Origin of the sequence: Curtobacterium sp. MCBD17_013, assembly GCF_003234565.1 — a bacterium.
GTDB lineage: Bacteria > Actinomycetota > Actinomycetes > Actinomycetales > Microbacteriaceae > Curtobacterium.
Map to the genome: position 1 here is coordinate 82,463 of NZ_QKTU01000001.1, position 14,977 is coordinate 97,439.

The following is a 14,977-nucleotide window of genomic DNA, read 5'->3' on the forward strand; positions in this document are numbered from 1 at the left end:
ACCACCGGAGGCTCGCCATGTCCACACCCGTCCTGCTCGTCATGGACTTCCAGACCAGCATCGTCGACCGGCTCGGCTCGCCCGAGGTCCTGGCGGCCGCCACGCGCGCGGTCGATGCCGCCCGCACGAACGGCGTGCCCGTGGTGTTCGTCCGCGTCGCCTTCCGCGCGGGGTTCCCCGAGATCGCTGCGTCGAACAAGAGCTTCGGCGCGATCCGGCAGCGGGGCGACGCCGCCGGCTTCGACGAGCGCTCGACCGCGATCCACGCCGCGTTCGCGGTCCGTCCCGACGAGGTCGTCGTGACGAAGCGCCGGGTCAGTGCCTTCGCCGGCAGCGACCTCGACGTCGTGCTTCGCGCTGCCGGGGCGACCGAGCTCGTCCTCGCGGGCATCGCCACGAGCGGGGTCGTGCTGTCGACCCTCCGGCAGGCCGCGGACCTCGACTACGGGATCACCGTCCTCGCCGACGCATGTGCGGACGCCGATCCCGAGGTCCACCGGGTCCTGACCGAGAAGGTCTACCCCCGACAGGCCGACGTCACGACCGTGGACGCTTGGGTGGCGAACCTCCGCGGATGACGCTGCCGGGCCTCCCGGCCGTCCCGCGGATCAGACCAGGATCTTCGAGACGCAGACCACGTCCGCCACGAGGGTGTGCGCACCGAACGGGGCGATCGGCACGTACCCGCGGCGCAGCAGCGTGTCCGTGATGTCCGCGTCGCCCGGGGTGCCGGCGTGCACGAGGGCGGGGGAGCCGAGTTCGCCCGCGACCTGTTCGAGGCGGCTGAGCAGCGCGCTGCCGACACCGGCGCCCCGGGCGTCCTCGCGGATGAAGAACGACTGGATCTCGAGCACGCCATCGGCGACCTCGCTGAGGACCCCGTAGCCGAGCGGCTCACCCATGCCGTTGCGGACCGTCAGGTTCGCCGCGACCGACGCCGGGGGCAGCGTCCGTGCCATGCGCGGGGGGAGCCCGGCGCTGAGGAGTGCGACGGCCCGCAGGCGAACGGCGTCCTCGCCGCTGTACGGCTCGTGGTCGATCGTGATCTCGGATGGTGCTGTGGTGCTCATGAGCGTCATTGGTTCCTCGGTTCGGGTTGCACAGGGCGACCGCTCGGTCACCCCACTGCACGTCCGGAGTCGCCACGTCCAGGGCCGGGCGGGAACTCGGATTCGCTAGTCTGTCTAGCAAATCAGGTCACACCGGGGGCACGCTGTGAGTCCTGTCCCCGGTGACCACCCAGTTCGGGGTGTGGTGGATCCAGACGGAACTGTCCTACTCCAGGAGCCCCCGCACGTCTTCAGCCGTCAGCGCTCCCGAGAACGTGTCGTCCTCGTCGATGACCGCGTCGAACAGTTCCCCCTTGCGGGTCGCGAGGGCCAGGACCTTGTCCTCGATGGTGTCCTGCGCGATGAGGCGGTGCACGCTCACGGGGACCCGCTGCCCGATGCGGTGCGCGCGGTCGATCGCCTGGGCCTCCGCCGCGGGGTTCCACCAGGGATCGAGCACGAACACCGTGTCGGCCTCGGTCAGGTTGAGGCCGAAACCGCCCGCCTTGAGGCTGATGAGGAACGCCGGCGCACTGCCCTGCTTGAACCGGTCGATCACCGCTGCGCGACCGGTCGTCGACCCGTCGAGGTACTCGTACGCCACGCCGCGCGCGTCGAGCCCGGACGCGACGAGCCGGAGGAACGAGGTGAACTGACTGAACACGAGGGCACGGCGCCCCTCGGCCTCGAGCTCCGCGAGGTCGTCGAGCAGCAGGTCGAGCTTCGCCGACGGCACGGCCGAGTCCGGGTCGATGAGCGCCGGCGAGAGGGCGAGCATCCGCAGGAGCGTCAGCGAGCGGAACACGATCATCCGGTGCCGGTCCATGTCGTCGAGCAGGTCGAGCACCTTGAGCCGCTCGCGCTGCAGGGTCCGGTCGTAGAGGGCGCGGTGCTCCGGGTCGAGGTCGACGTGCAGCACCTGCTCGACCTTCTCGGGCAGGTCCGCCGCCACGGACTCCTTGGTGCGCCGGAGCATGAGCGGCCGGATCCGCCGCCGCAGCCGACCCATCACATCGGCCCGCTGCTCCGGTGTCAGGTCCGGGGACGCCACCGGCTTGACCACGTCGTCCGTGAACCGCGTCACGCTCGACAGCAGACCGGGCGCGACGACCGAGAAGATCGACCACAGGTCCATGAGCCCGTTCTCGAGCGGCGTCCCGGTGATCGCGAGCTTGAACGGCGCGGGGAGGTCCGCCGCGAGCCGGTTCGCCTGCGACGTCCGGTTCTTGACGAACTGCGCCTCGTCGAGGACCAGTCCGGCCCACTCCTGCTGTCGGTACGCCGCCGCGTCGAGCCGGAACAGCGCGTACGAGGTCACGACGACGTCCGCCTCGGCCGCGGCGTCCCGGAGCATCCGCCGTCGCTTCGCGGTCGTCGCCGTCACGCCGCGCACCACGAGCGACGGGGTGAACCGCGCCGCCTCGGTGACCCAGTTGCCGACGACGCTCGTCGGCGCGACCACGAGGAACGGGCGACGGTCGGGAGCCGCGGCTGACGAGCCTCCCGACCGGTCCGGTGCGGCGTCCCCCGAGCCGGCCCGCGCGCGTTCGCGCTCCCGCACGCCCGCCACGAACGCGAGCGTCTGCAGCGTCTTGCCGAGCCCCATGTCGTCCGCCAGGACCCCGCCGAGCCCGTGCTCGTGCAGGAACGTCAGCCACGCCAGGCCCTCGCGTTGGTAGGGGCGGAGCTCGGCGTGCACGGAGTCCGGCACGGACACGGCCGCGATCACCGGGTCGTCATCGGTGGCGTCCTGGAACCGCAGGAGGCCCTCGACGGTCTCGCGCCACCGGGCGTCCTGCACGGTCTCGTCGGCGAGCTGGTCGAACTCCGACCACAGCGCGGCCTGGTACGGGCTGATGCGGTAGCGGCCGGGCTCCCACTCGTCGAGCTCGGTCGCCTCGTCGATGAGGCGCTTCAGCTCGTCGAACACCGGGTTCTGCAGTGACATGTACGTGTTGTCGATGAGCTTGAGCTTCCGCTCCCGCTTGGCGAGCGCCTCGAGCAGGGGCGTGAACGGGACCGTGCGACCCTCGACGGTCACGAGGAACCCGAGGTCGAACCAGTCGCGGTGTGGGCTCGGCATCGTGGTCAGGGTCAGCTTCGGCTGGTCGGTGAGTTCCCGGTAGTCCGGGCGCTCGCCCACGATGCGGACGCGCAGGTCGTCGCGGGCCTGGAGTGTCGGCAGGGTCGTCGTCGTGAACTCGATGGCGTCGGAGCCGTCGAGCACCTGGTCGCCGTCGTCGGAGTCCCCGTCGTCGGCGTCGCTTCCGTCGACGTCGTCGCCGCGGTCACGGTCACGGACCGGGTCGACGCCGGTCCGGCTCGGCCACCGCACGCCAGGAGGCCCGTCCACTTCCGACAGGTCCGGAACCGGTCCGTGCGCTGCCGGGAGGTCCCGTCGGCCGTCCACGTGCCAACGCCAGCTGAGCAGCACCCGGTCCTCGGGCTCGAACGTCACGGTCAGGACGAACTCCGGCGGCGTGCGGTCCGGGAGCTCGAGCGAGCCGTCGGCGCTCACGAGGTCCACGCTGCCGCGCAGGCGGGGCGAGACGTCGTGCAGGAACTCGTCGACGTCCGCGGGCGGGACGGTGATGCGGTCCCCGGTCGTCAGGAGACGGCGCTGGTCCTCGCGCAGGGGCGTCGGTGTCGGCGCGAGGGTGATGTGCAGCGCGGGGGAGCGACGGAAGGCGTAGACGCCGTGGGTGCCGATCGCGCCCGCGGCCCCCGGCGGGATCGGACGGCCGTCGACCAGGGCGAGTGCGCCGAGCTGCACGCCGTCCGACGTGCGGGACGCATCGAGGACGACCCGGGCCTCCCGGCCGACGACGACGGCACGGGCGTCGGTGTCGGCGGTGGGGTCGGGCGCCGTGCCAGTGCCGGTGCCGGTGCCGGTGCCGGCACTGGCGCTCCGGCCGCGCCCGCGTGCGGCGGCCTTCGCGCCCGCTGCGACGAGCGCGATGCCGAGCCGCTCGGCCTCGTGCAGGAGCGGCCACAACAGCGGACTCGCGAACTCGTCGAGGAACAGCCAGTCGCTCTCGCCCGGCGCGTACGCCGCGTGCGCGGAGCGGTGCAGCGCGGCGAACTGCAGGAACCAGGCGTGCTGGTCGGGGTCCGCGCCGAGGCGGTTGCGCGAGTACGGGAGCGACCCCCAGGTGAGTTGCCCGCGGACCCAGTTGCCCGCTGCGCTGCGCGTGACCGGGCGGACGCCGAGGCGGACACGGCTCCCGACCGACCGAGCGGCGTCGTGAGCCGCCGCTGCGCGAGCGAGTCGCTGCGGCACGAGGTCCCGGAGCTCGAACTGGAGGCCCATCGCGGTCGTCCGTGCGCTCGCCGGCCCGGGGTCGCCGGCGAACGACCCGAGCGCCGTCCGCCAGTGCTCGGGCGGCGCGGCCACGGCGTCGTCGACCGCCGTCACGGCGAGGCCCGTCGGCTCCACGAGTCCGGTGAGTCCGGCCGCGCCGGTCAGCCCGGGGTCGCGCCGGACCGCGGCGGCCGTGACCTCGAGGAGCGCCGCCGCGACGTGCTTGCAGTCGCCACCGATGGGGCACGTGCAGGTGTTCCGGCCGGGTCGGCTGAACGGACCGCGGGTGGGCGTGAGGTGCACGCTTACCTGGTACGGCTCGGGGCCGGAGCCCTGCACGAGGGCGGCGAGCGTCTCGTCCGCGTCGTCCCAGCGGGTCCCGAGCACGCCGCCGGCACGCACGAGGTCCTTCGCGCGCCCGAACGGACGCGGGCCGACGAGTCGGATGACGTCGACCGCGTCGACGAGCGGGGCGGGCATGTCCCCCATCGTCGCAGGAGCGTCCGACGTCGTCAGTCGCCCGGCTCCGCCCGCAGTCCCGCGAGCAGCAGCCGCACCATGCGTTCGGCACGGCCGGACCGCTCGGTCCCGGGAGGCCCACCCGCGTGACAGAGGTCCGCGACCGCCCCGAGGAACTCGGCGGCGTCGACCTCGTGCACGACGTCCCCGGACGCGGTCGCCGCGGTGAGCAGCCGATCGAGCGTCGGTGCGAGTCGCGTCGAGAAGTACTCGGCGAGCGGTTCGTACGCCGGGTCGCCCGAGTGGAGTGCCGCAGCGAGCCCGCGCTTCGTGGCGACGAACTGGGTGTAGCGCATGATCCATCGGTCGAGTGCCTCGCCCGGCGGTGAGGTGGCCTCGATCTCCTCCGCAACCGCCACGCACGCGTCCATCTCGCGCCGGAACACCGCCGAGATGAGGTCCGAGCGGAGCGGGAAGTGCCGGTACAGGGTGCCGACCCCGACGCCCGCGCGTTCGGCGATCGACCGCACCGGCGCGTCCACACCGGCGTCCGCGAACACCGCCTTCGCGGCTTCGAGGAGGGCATCGACGTTCTGCCGCGCGTCCGAGCGCATCCGTCGGCCGGCCGGGGCGATCGAGGCGTCGGTGTCGCTCGTGGGCGCGGGCATGATGGGGCTCCTCTTGCGGCGGAACAAAGTTCCGCATAAGGTGACGGAATCAAGCGGAACAGGGTTCCGGATAGCCGAATCGCATCGAGCGGTCGTTCCGGAAGGTCGTTCCGATTCATCGATCATACGACCCGCCTCGGCTGACAGGGCGGCGCGGGTCCGGAAATGGAGCACCATGCAGTACCGCACTCTCGGCCGCACCGGCATCAAGGTCACCCCGTACGCGCTCGGCGCGATGATGCTCGGGAGTCTCGGCAATCCGGACCGGAAGGAGGGCGTCCGGATCATCCACCGGGCCCTCGACGCCGGCATCAACCTCGTCGACACCGCCGACCGCTACGGCGACTCCGAGGAGGTCGTCGGCGAAGCGCTGAAGGGCCGCCGCGACGACGTCGTCCTCGCCACGAAGTTCTGGGGTCCCGTGGACGACGACGTCAACCACCGGGGCGCGTCGCGGCGCTGGATCACCCAGGCGGTCGAGCGATCGCTCCGCCGCCTGCAGACCGACCACATCGACCTGTACCAGCTCCACCGCCCGGACCCCGACACCGACATCGACGAGACGCTGTCGGCGCTCACCGACCTCGTGCGGCAGGGCAAGGTCCGCGCGATCGGGTCGTCCTCGATGCGCGGCTCCGAGATCGTCGAGGCGCAGTGGACGTCCGAGCGCCGCGGGTTCGAGCGGTTCCGCACCGAACAGCCGAACTACTCGATCCTCGACCGTGAGATCGAGCGCGAGATCCTCCCCGTCGCCGAGCGCTACGGCATGGGGACCCTGGTCTACAGCCCGCTCGCCGGTGGCACCCTGACCGGGCGCTACCGGGCGGGTCAGGACAACGACGTGTTCCGCTCGTCGGTCTCCGGGATGCGGCACTTCCGTGACGAACGTCGCCTCGCCACCGTCGAGCAGCTCATCACGCTGGCCCAGGAGGTCGGTGTCCCACTCACCCACCTCGCGATGTCCTTCGTGATCCCGCACCCCGGGGTGACCTCCGCCATCGCCGGACCCCGGACCATGGAGCAGCTCGAGGACACGCTCGCCGGGATCGACGTCGCGCTGTCGGACGAGGTGCTCGACCGGATCGACGCGATCGTCCCGCCCGGCGAGAGCGTCGGGGCGATGGACATGGTCTACCGCGGCCCGGAGGTCGGCGACCCGGCGCTGCGCCGCCGCCCGGCCGCGGAGCGCTCCGCCGCCTGACCGTCCCGTTCTTCCGCGAGATCGCAGTCGTTGCCGGTATCTGCGGCTCCAGAGCGGCAACAACTGCGATCTCGACGAAGGGGGGGTGACCGGGCCGGTGGGAGCGCTGGTCAGCGCAGCGCGGAGAGGGCGTCCGTCGACGCCGAGTGCGTGGCGCCGTCGCTCGTCGTCCAGGTCACGGTCAGGTCTCCGAGGTCCCCGGTGTCCCGGTCCGCCGGCGGCCACCACGCGGTCCACAGGCCGTCCCCGACGGTCGTCGTGATCGTCCGGCCTGAGGCGGTGTGGAGGACGACGCCCGTGACGTCCGGCCCGACCTGGCCGTACGCGCGGCTGATCGCCTGGCCGCCCGATCCGTTCATCTCGGTGCTCTGGACGTTGACCGTCCCGGCGGCGAGCACCGGCAGCGGGGTCGAGCGGTCGTCGATGAGCTCCCACGACACGACATGTCCGGAGCCGACGAGGCACCAGCGCCGCGCGCCGTCGCCCGCGCTCGACACCACCATGGTCAGGACCGAGCCGCGGCGGTCGACGTCCGACACCGAGATCCGTCCGGCCGTCGAGGTCGCGTCGGTGCCCACCGACCTCGTGCACTGCTGCGCGATCGCCTCGATCGACGAGGACGTCGCCGACGGGTGCGAGGGGACCGCCGTCCACGAGGCGATCTCGGCCGTCGACAGGCTCGTCGCGTGTCCCGGCAGCTGGTGGTACAGGTCGCGGGCGATCGGCAGGCCGACCACGGCGCCGCCGAGGAGCAGCGCGCCGCCCGCCACGGTGGCACCGGTCGCCCAGGCGGCCCGTGTGACCGGTCCGCGCCCGGTGCGTGTCGCCGGCATCGGCCGGGAGGCCCGGGACGAGCCCGTCACGCGGACCACCTCCGGCTCGGGGTCGAGTCGGACGATCGCGGCGAGGAGGCGCTCCGCGCGGTCGACCTCGCTCGGGGTCAGGTCGGTGCGGGGCTCGGTGTCGAGGCCGCCGAGCTCGTGCTCGAGTCGTGTTGCGTGCGGTCGTGTCATCGTCGTGCCTTCCGGTCGAGGCGGAGTGCGGTCATCGCGGTGGGGGAGTCCGGGTGGTCGGGGCCCGGATCCGCGTCGGGGGTGGGCCAGCTGGCGAACGGGTGCGGGGCCTCCCGGCCGGTGTCGGGGGTGGGCCAGATGGCGGCGGGCGGCTGGGCCTCCCGGCCGGTGTCGGGGTGCGTGGCGGCGGCCGGTGCCGTCGACGATCCGCGTCGCTCGCCCTCGTCGGAGTCGCGGAGCACCGCTGCCAGGCGGCGTCGGGCGCGACTGGCGCGCATCGAGTAGGCCGCACGGCTGATGCCGAGGACGGCGGCGGCTTGCGCTCCGGTCATGCCCTCCCAGACCTGCAGGGCCAGGGCCTCCTGGTCGAGCTCGTCGAGCGAGCGCCACGCGAGGGCGAGGTCGTGCCGACGTTCGAGCGCCGCGATCGGGTCGTCGCTCGGAACCGCGACCGATGCCTCACCCTGCACCCGGACGGCGAGTCCGGTCCGACGTCCGGCGCTCCGGGCGGCGTTGAGCATGACGTTCCGCGCCGTCCGGTAGAGCCAGGGGAGCGGTGCGACGAGCATCTCGTCCTGCCGGCGCCACGCGGCGACGAAGGTCTCGGACACGACGTCGTCCACGGCCGCCGGGTGCGCTCGTCGACGGACGAACCGCAGCACCGCGGGGTAGTGGAGCCGGTACAGCTCGGTGAATGTGGGGTCCACGGGACTCCTTCGGATCGGTGGTCACCCTGGATGTGTCCGGCACGCCCCAGTGTGCAACCGCTACCGCCCCGTCTGGCCGCCGAGTGTGTACGACGCGCGACGGGGAGGGACGGCGCCCGCCTATCCGGCCGAGGACGGCGGCGCCTCCTGGGTCGCCAGGACCGAGTGCCGCCGTGAGTACCCGAAGTAGACCCCGAGACCGATCGCGAACCACACGCCGAACCGCACCCACGTCTCCCACTGGAGGAACGTCACCAGCCACAGGGACGCCATCACCCCGATCACGGGCACGACGGGCATGAGCGGCAGTCGGAACTGGCGGGGGATCTCTGGACGCCGGTAGCGGAGGACCACCACGGCCGAGCAGACCACGACGAAGGCGAGCAGGATGCCGATGTTCGTCAGCTCCGCGACGGTGCCGATCGGCAGCAGCCCCGCCAGGACCGCCGCCGCCGCGCCCGCGATCCACGTCACGCGCGTCGGGACGTGTCGCTTCGGGTCCGTCTTGGCGAACCACGCGGGCAGCAGGCCGTCGCGGCTCATCGAGAACCACACGCGCGAGACCCCGAGCAGGAACGTCAGGAGCACCGTGACGATGCCGATGATCGCGCCCACGGCGATGACGTCCGCCACGCCCCCGAGCCCGACCGACGCGAACGCGGTCGCGAAGCCCGACGCCGGGTCGATCTCCGTGTACCGCTGCATGCCCGTGAGCACCAGGGTGGCCAGCACGTACAACACCATGGCGATCCCGAGCGACAGCAGGATCGCCTTCGGCATGTGCTTCCGCGCGTCCTTCGACTCCTCCGCCGCGGTGCTCATGGCGTCGTACCCGAACACCGCGAAGAACACGGTCGCCGCCCCGGTCATCACCCCGCCGAAGCCGTGCGGGAAGTACGGATGGTAGTTCGCCGCCCGGATGTGGAAGACGCCGAGCACGACGATGAGCACGACGAGTGCGACCTTGATCCCCACCGCCACGAACTCGAACCGCGCTGCACTCCGGATGCCCCGGGTCAGGACGAACGCCGTGAGCAGACAGAGTGCGATCGCGAACACGTCGACGACGTGGCCGTGCCCCGTTCCCGGGGCGCCGAGCATCCACGCCGGGAGGTCGAGACCCACCTGCCCGAGCAGGAACCCGACGTACCCCGAGATGCCGATCGCGACCACCGCCACGATCGCCGTGTACTCGAGGAGCAGGTCCCAGCCGATGAACCAGGCGACGAGCTCGCCGAGCACCGCGTAGCCGTACGTGTAGGCGCTGCCGGCCTTCGGGATCATCCCCGCGAACTCGGCGTACGACAGCGCTGCCGCCGCGCTCGCGACCCCGGCGACGAGGAACGAGATGAGCACCGCGGGTCCTGCCGTCTGGTGCGCGACCTGGCCCGCGAGGGTGAAGATCCCCGCGCCGATGATGCCGCCGACGCCGATCGCGGTGAGCTGCCAGAGGCCCAGGTGGCGAGCGAGACCGCCGGGCGGGGACCCCGCGCCCGGATCGTCCTCGACCTGGTCGATCGGCTTGCGGCGGAACAGGTCGCGCCGCGCTGACGTCGTCGTCACGCGTTCATCCTGTCACTCTGCTCAGCCGTTGGCGCCCCCGGCCCCGATCCCGCGGCATTCGTGGGTGGTCGGCGGCCGGTCGCCGGTGGCTTGTGGCCTGTGGCCGGTGGCCCTCGGACAGCGGGGGCGGACGGCCGTCAGGCCTGCGGATGCGCCCAGGCCAGGAGGCGCTCCACCGGCCACGTCGTCACGATGCGGTCGGCCGGCACCCCGTTCTGCGCCGCCCGCTCCGCCCCGAGCCGCAGGAAGTCGAGCTGTCCGGGCGCGTGTGCGTCGGTGTCGATGCTGAACAGACAGCCCACCTCGAGCGCGAGCTGGATGAGGTCGTCCGGCGGGTCCTGTCGCTCGGGTCGACTGTTGATCTCGACCGCGACGTCGTGCTCCACGCACGCCTCGAACACCGCACGCGCGTCGAACGTCGACTGCGGGCGCTCGCCGCGGGACCCCTGCACGAGGCGGCCGGTGCAGTGCCCGAGGACGTTCGTGTGCGGATCACGGATGCCGCCGAGCATGCGCTCCGTCATCGTGCGGCGGTCAGCGCGGAGCTTCGAGTGCACGCTCGCGACGACGACGTCGAGCCGGTCGAGCATCGCCGGGGTCTGGTCGAGCGTGCCGTCCTCGAGGATGTCGACCTCGATCCCGCTGAGCACCCGGACGTCGGGGTGGTCCGCCCGGACGTCGTCGAGCACGCCGAGCTGTTCGATCAGGCGCTCGGCGGTCAGACCGTGCGCGACGGTCAGGTTGGGCGAGTGGTCGGTGAGCGCGATGTACTCGCGCCCCAGGGTCCGCGCCGCCTCGACCATGAGCGGGATGGGCGTGCCGCCGTCCGACCACTCACTGTGGCAGTGCAGGTCGCCGCGCAGGTCGGCCAGGAGGCCCGCCCCGGCCTCGCTCGTCGTCTCGCGTTCCCGGTCGCGCAGGGCCTGCAGGTAGTCGGGCACGCGGCCCTCGAGCGCCTGGCCGATCACCTCGAGGCTGCGGGAACCGACCCCCTTGGTGCGGGCGAGTGCGCCGGAGCGGAGCCGGGCCTCCACATCGTCGTCGGACCGACCGGCGATCGCGGCGGCCGCCGTGCGGAACGCCTGCACCTTGAACGACGGAGCGAGGTCCCGTTCGAGCCAGAAGGCGATCTCCTGCAGGGCGTCGACGGGGTGCACGCCGTCCATCCTGCTCGTCCGGGCGTCCGGGCGTCCGGGCGTCCGGCGTCCCGGTGGCCGGGTGGCCGGCACCCGACCGTTCCGACGAAGTCCCAGTCGTCGTCGTTCCGAGGCCGGTCAGAACGGCAACGACTGCGATCTCGCGGAAGGGGGAGCGGGGGAGCGGCCGGCGGTCAGCCGACGCTGTGTCCGCAGGCCGCCGCGTAGTCGCGGAGGACCTCGCGCACGGCGTCGACCGCGAGGGCCTCGGGCTCCGGCGCCAGCACGCCCTGCCGCACCCGCGTGAACTGCTTCGGCAGGAACTGCCCGATCAGCGGCTCGGGGATCCCGGACGCGGTCAGGTTGGTGAACAACCGGTCGACGCGCTCCTCGACCTCGGGCGAGGCCCAGTAGTAGCGGATGCGGTCGCTGTAGCTGTACCGGCGGGCGATGCGCTGCTCCTCGGCGTCGCCCTCGTAGTAGTGCTCCCAGTACCCGGGATCGGCGACCATCCGCTCGTCCATGAACGCGACGAGGTCGGAGCGCTCGCCGGCGGGCACGAGTTCGTCCTCGATCGCGGCGAGGGCGAACAGGGCCTCGCGCAGGGCGAACGTCAGCCCCGGCCCGACCTTGAGCACGGCCCAGTGGTCCTCGACGAGCTCGGTCAGGTGGCCGCGGGTCTGGTAGTCGGTGCTGTGCGCCTCGAACACCATGTCGGGCTCGTCGTCGAGGACCCGCTGCAGCTGCTGCGTCGCCGTCCGGTCGTAGTCGATCACCTTGAGGTGGTCGAACTCGACGCCGGGCTGCACGACGAGTGCGACGACCCGCGGCCACACCGCGTCGAGGCCGCGGTCGCGCAGGGCGCCCTGGTGGGCGTCGAGGGTCTCGCGTGCGGCCGCGGGACTCGTCGGCTGGAGCGCGCCGAGGGTCTCGTGCGCGCCTCCCGGCACGGGCACCTCGGTGCCGATCACGTACACGGGCGGTTCGCCGTCGGCCGGCCGGGCGGCCTCGGCGATCGCGATGAGCCGGGCCGCGCGTTCGGCGACGACGGCGTCGGGCAGGGGCGTGGGGTCGCCGTCGAGCCGCATGCTGCAGTCGATGTGGAGTTTGGCGTACCCGGCGGCGGCGTACGCGGCGACGAGGTCGTCGGCCTTCGGCATCGCCTGATCCGGCGTCTCACGCTGCCACCGGTTCGGCCCGAGGTGGTCCCCGCCGAGCACCAGGCGGTCGCGGGGGAAGGACTCCTCGTCGGCGAAGCCGAGCACCTGGTCGCGGAACTGCTCCGGCGTGAGCCCCGTGTACCCGCCGAACTGGTCGACCTGGTTCGAGGTCGCCTCGATGAGCAGGACGGAGCCGTCCTCGAGGGCCTGCCGCATCGACGCCCGCAGCACGAGGGGGTGCGCGGAGCAGACGGAGGTGATCCCGACGGTGTCGCCGCCGCGGTGCCGACGGACGATGGCTTCGACCTGGTTCATGTCGTGGGGTTCCTTCCAGCGCGGTGAGCGCGGTCCGTGGTCGACGACGGGACGTCGACCGGGAACGGGTGCATCGGGACCAGCATGGCGGTTCCCGACGCACCCGATGGTGGTGCGGCGGCGATCAGTGGAGACGCAGCGCCTGTGGGATCCGGTCGCCGTGCGCCTCGAGCAGCTCGTCGCACATCGCGTGGATGTCGTCCAGGCTCAGTGACGCGGCGGCGTTCGGGTCGAGCATCGCGGCGTGGTAGACGTGGTCGCGGTCGCCCTCGAGGACGGCCTTGACCGTGAGTTCGACGACGTTGAGGAACGTCCGGTTGAGCGCGACGAGCTGCGCGGGCAGTGCGCCCACGGACTGCGGGTGCAGGCCGTCGGCGTCGACCGTCGCGGGGACCTCGATCGCGCACTCGTCGGGGAGGTTCGCGATCTTGCCGTTGTTCACGACGTTGACGTACAGGTCCGTCGGTTGACCGGTCACCTGCGCGCGGATGTACTCCGACGCCATCTCCGAGGTGGGCTCGAGCGTGAGTTCCCCGCCGCCCTCGAGGATGTGCTTCGTCTCGTCGAGCTCGTCGAGGTTCTCCTCGGAGCGGCGCAGGTACTCGCCGACCGGGATGCGGAACCGATCGATCGCGGCGTCGTCGTGCATGAGCCACGGCACGTACTCGGCCGAGTGCTCGCTCGACTCGGTGGGGAAGTACCCGAACCGGCGGAAGATCTCGACGCGCACGCGGCGCTGCAGCTCCGGGTCGGCCTCGACGACCTCGCGGAGGCGCGGGTACAGGTCCTCGCCGTCGCGGGTGAACCGGAGGACGAACGCCTGGTGGTTGAAGCCGGCGGTGACGTACTCGATCTCGTCCTGCGGAACGCCGACGAGCTCGGCGAGCTGGCGGTGGGTGTCGCGCACGGAGTGGCACAGGCCGACGACGCGCTGGAAGGGCGTGCTCGCCGCGACGGCCCACGGCAGCATCGCCATCGGGTTGCTGTAGTTGAGGAGCGTGGAGTCGGGCGCGACCTCGGCGAGGTCGTTCCCGATGCCCTGGAGCACGGGGATGGTACGGAGGCCGCGGAAGATGCCGCCGACGCCGATCGTGTCGCCGATCGTCTGACGCAGCCCGTACTTCGCGGGGATGTCGAAGTCGAGGCGGGTCGCCGCGTACCCGCCGACCTGGATCTCGTTGATGACGAAGTCGGCACCCTCGAGCGCGGCGCGTCGGTCGATGTCGGAGCTGATGCGCGCGCCGGCTCCGGCCAGGTCGGACACCCGGCCGGCGAGGGCCTCGGCGTACCCGAGACGCTCGGCGTCGATGTCGTGGAGCGACAGCTCGAGCTGTCCCTGGAGCTCCGGGTAGGTGCACAGATCGGTGACGACGTTGCGGGTGAACTCGACGCTCCCGGCGCCGATGAAGGCTACTTTGACCACGCGCTCACCCTGGCACGTGCTGCGCGTTGTGTGCAATGAATGCGCAAGAACTGCGACGCGAACTGCGCGAAGCGGCGGCGAGCGCCATGCGTCGGGATCAGGCCCGGATGACGCGGCAGCCCTGGCGCTCGATCGCCTCGACGGCGCTGTCCGGAGCGCGCAGGTCGGTCACGAGGACGTCGACGGCTTCCATCGGGCACACTCCGGCCAGCGCGGTCCGGCCGATCTTCGTGGCGTCCGCGAGGACGACCGTCGCCCGTGACCGCTGACTCATCCTGGCGTTCACACGGGCACCCACCGGGTCGTAGTTCGTGCAGCCGGCGGCCGCGTCGACACCGTCCACACCGACGAAGGAGACGTCGATGTGGTAATCGGCGAGGAACGACTCCGCGCTCGGTCCGACGGTCTCCTGACTGCTGGCGCGCACCTCGCCACCCGCTGCGAACACCCGGATTCCGCTGTTGCCCACGAGGCTCGAGGCGACGTTGAGTGCGTTCGTCACGACGGTGAGCCCCGGGCGGCTGCCGAGGTGCTGCGCGAACTCCCAGACGGTGGTCCCACCCGTGAGCCCGATCACCCGCGCGCTGTCGAGGAACCGCAGCGCCGCGAGCGCGATGCGCTGCTTCTCTGCGGCGTCCTGCGAGGTCTTGTACCCGAGCGGGAGGTCGTTGAAGGCGACGTGACGCGTCGCACCCCCACGCGTGCGGCTGACGAGCTGCTGCTGCTCGAGGACCTCGAGGTCCCGCCGGATGGTGGCTTCCGAGACGTCGAACCGGGCTGCGAGGGACGGGACGTCCATCTCGGCGTGCTCGACGATGGTCGACACGATCTGATTGAGCCTCTGCTTACGCTGCACATGCTCACAGTAGCCACTGCGCATGCGCAAGCCAAGAGTACGTGCAGTACGAGCAAGAAAATGCGCGGAAGGGGCCGTTGGTGTGTGAATTCGGTCCTCGTGTTGGCACCCGCGTGCAGATCGTGC

At 72.0% G+C, this 14,977-nt stretch carries 12 protein-coding genes; 2 read left to right on the forward strand and 10 right to left on the reverse strand.

The features are described from left to right. Nucleotides 1–17: 17 nt before the first annotated feature. Complete coding sequence (locus DEI81_RS00335; protein WP_111008531.1) at nucleotides 18–578, forward strand: cysteine hydrolase family protein; 561 nt, start codon at nucleotides 18–20, stop codon at nucleotides 576–578. A 30-nt stretch (nucleotides 579–608) separates the two neighbouring features. On the opposite strand, the gene DEI81_RS00340 is transcribed toward DEI81_RS00335, so the two are convergent. The 3 genes from DEI81_RS00340 to DEI81_RS00350 form a co-directional block, all read right to left on the reverse strand. After that, nucleotides 609–1,070: a GNAT family N-acetyltransferase gene (locus tag DEI81_RS00340; RefSeq protein WP_181435276.1), complete on the reverse strand. Its 462-nt coding sequence runs from the start codon at nucleotides 1,068–1,070 to the stop codon at nucleotides 609–611. Between the two features lie 205 nt (nucleotides 1,071–1,275). Then, a complete protein-coding gene (locus DEI81_RS00345) occupies nucleotides 1,276–4,830 on the reverse strand; it encodes a DEAD/DEAH box helicase (protein WP_181435277.1) in 3,555 nt (1,184 codons plus the stop codon). Nucleotides 4,831–4,862: 32 nt separating this feature from the next. Further along, nucleotides 4,863–5,477, reverse strand: coding sequence for a TetR/AcrR family transcriptional regulator (locus tag DEI81_RS00350; RefSeq protein ID WP_258368382.1), 615 nt, complete (start codon nucleotides 5,475–5,477; stop codon nucleotides 4,863–4,865). 175 nt (nucleotides 5,478–5,652) lie between these two features. Here DEI81_RS00350 and DEI81_RS00355 point away from each other — a divergent pair, with 175 nt between their 5' ends. Beyond that, nucleotides 5,653–6,678 carry an aldo/keto reductase gene (locus tag DEI81_RS00355; protein WP_111008534.1) on the forward strand — a complete coding sequence of 342 codons (1,026 nt, stop codon included), beginning with the start codon at nucleotides 5,653–5,655 and terminating at the stop codon, nucleotides 6,676–6,678. A 110-nt stretch (nucleotides 6,679–6,788) separates the two neighbouring features. On the opposite strand, the gene DEI81_RS00360 is transcribed toward DEI81_RS00355, so the two are convergent. The 7 genes from DEI81_RS00360 to DEI81_RS15900 all read right to left on the reverse strand — a co-directional run bounded on the left by DEI81_RS00360 (nucleotide 6,789) and on the right by DEI81_RS15900 (nucleotide 14,851). After that, complete coding sequence (locus DEI81_RS00360) at nucleotides 6,789–7,691, reverse strand: hypothetical protein (RefSeq protein WP_111008535.1); 903 nt, start codon at nucleotides 7,689–7,691, stop codon at nucleotides 6,789–6,791. Beyond that, on the reverse strand, nucleotides 7,688–8,398 hold the full coding sequence (locus DEI81_RS00365) for an RNA polymerase sigma factor (RefSeq protein ID WP_111008536.1): 711 nt from the start codon (nucleotides 8,396–8,398) through the stop codon (nucleotides 7,688–7,690). The genes DEI81_RS00360 and DEI81_RS00365 overlap by 4 nt, the downstream gene beginning before the upstream one ends. 120 nt (nucleotides 8,399–8,518) lie before the next feature. Next, nucleotides 8,519–9,961 (reverse strand): amino acid permease, encoded by a 1,443-nt coding sequence (locus DEI81_RS00370; protein ID WP_111008537.1) that lies wholly within the window; start codon nucleotides 9,959–9,961, stop codon nucleotides 8,519–8,521. A 137-nt stretch (nucleotides 9,962–10,098) separates the two neighbouring features. Continuing rightward, nucleotides 10,099–11,118, reverse strand: a complete 1,020-nt coding sequence (locus DEI81_RS00375) for a PHP domain-containing protein (protein ID WP_111008912.1) — start codon at nucleotides 11,116–11,118, stop codon at nucleotides 10,099–10,101. 173 nt (nucleotides 11,119–11,291) lie between these two features. Further along, nucleotides 11,292–12,572 (reverse strand): D-tagatose-bisphosphate aldolase, class II, non-catalytic subunit, encoded by a 1,281-nt coding sequence (locus DEI81_RS00380; RefSeq protein WP_111008538.1) that lies wholly within the window; start codon nucleotides 12,570–12,572, stop codon nucleotides 11,292–11,294. Nucleotides 12,573–12,696: 124 nt separating this feature from the next. Continuing rightward, a complete protein-coding gene (locus DEI81_RS00385) occupies nucleotides 12,697–13,995 on the reverse strand; it encodes an alpha-glucosidase/alpha-galactosidase (protein WP_111008539.1) in 1,299 nt (432 codons plus the stop codon). A 97-nt stretch (nucleotides 13,996–14,092) separates the two neighbouring features. Continuing rightward, a complete protein-coding gene (locus DEI81_RS15900) occupies nucleotides 14,093–14,851 on the reverse strand; it encodes a DeoR/GlpR family DNA-binding transcription regulator (RefSeq protein ID WP_181435278.1) in 759 nt (252 codons plus the stop codon). Nucleotides 14,852–14,977: the final 126 nt, after the last annotated feature.

Excerpts from the sequence above, each read along its gene's own strand:
- DEI81_RS00350 (WP_258368382.1), bottom strand. The coding sequence starts at position 5,477 with ATGCCCGCGCCCACGAGCGACACCGACGCCTCGATCGCCCCGGCCGGC.
- DEI81_RS00360 (WP_111008535.1), bottom strand. The coding sequence starts at position 7,691 with ATGACACGACCGCACGCAACACGACTCGAGCACGAGCTCGGCGGCCTC.
- DEI81_RS00380 (WP_111008538.1), bottom strand. The coding sequence starts at position 12,572 with ATGAACCAGGTCGAAGCCATCGTCCGTCGGCACCGCGGCGGCGACACC.
- DEI81_RS00355 (WP_111008534.1), top strand. The coding sequence starts at position 5,653 with ATGCAGTACCGCACTCTCGGCCGCACCGGCATCAAGGTCACCCCGTAC.
- DEI81_RS00345 (WP_181435277.1), bottom strand. The coding sequence starts at position 4,830 with ATGCCCGCCCCGCTCGTCGACGCGGTCGACGTCATCCGACTCGTCGGC.
- DEI81_RS00340 (WP_181435276.1), bottom strand. The coding sequence starts at position 1,070 with ATGAGCACCACAGCACCATCCGAGATCACGATCGACCACGAGCCGTAC.
- DEI81_RS00335 (WP_111008531.1), top strand. The coding sequence starts at position 18 with ATGTCCACACCCGTCCTGCTCGTCATGGACTTCCAGACCAGCATCGTC.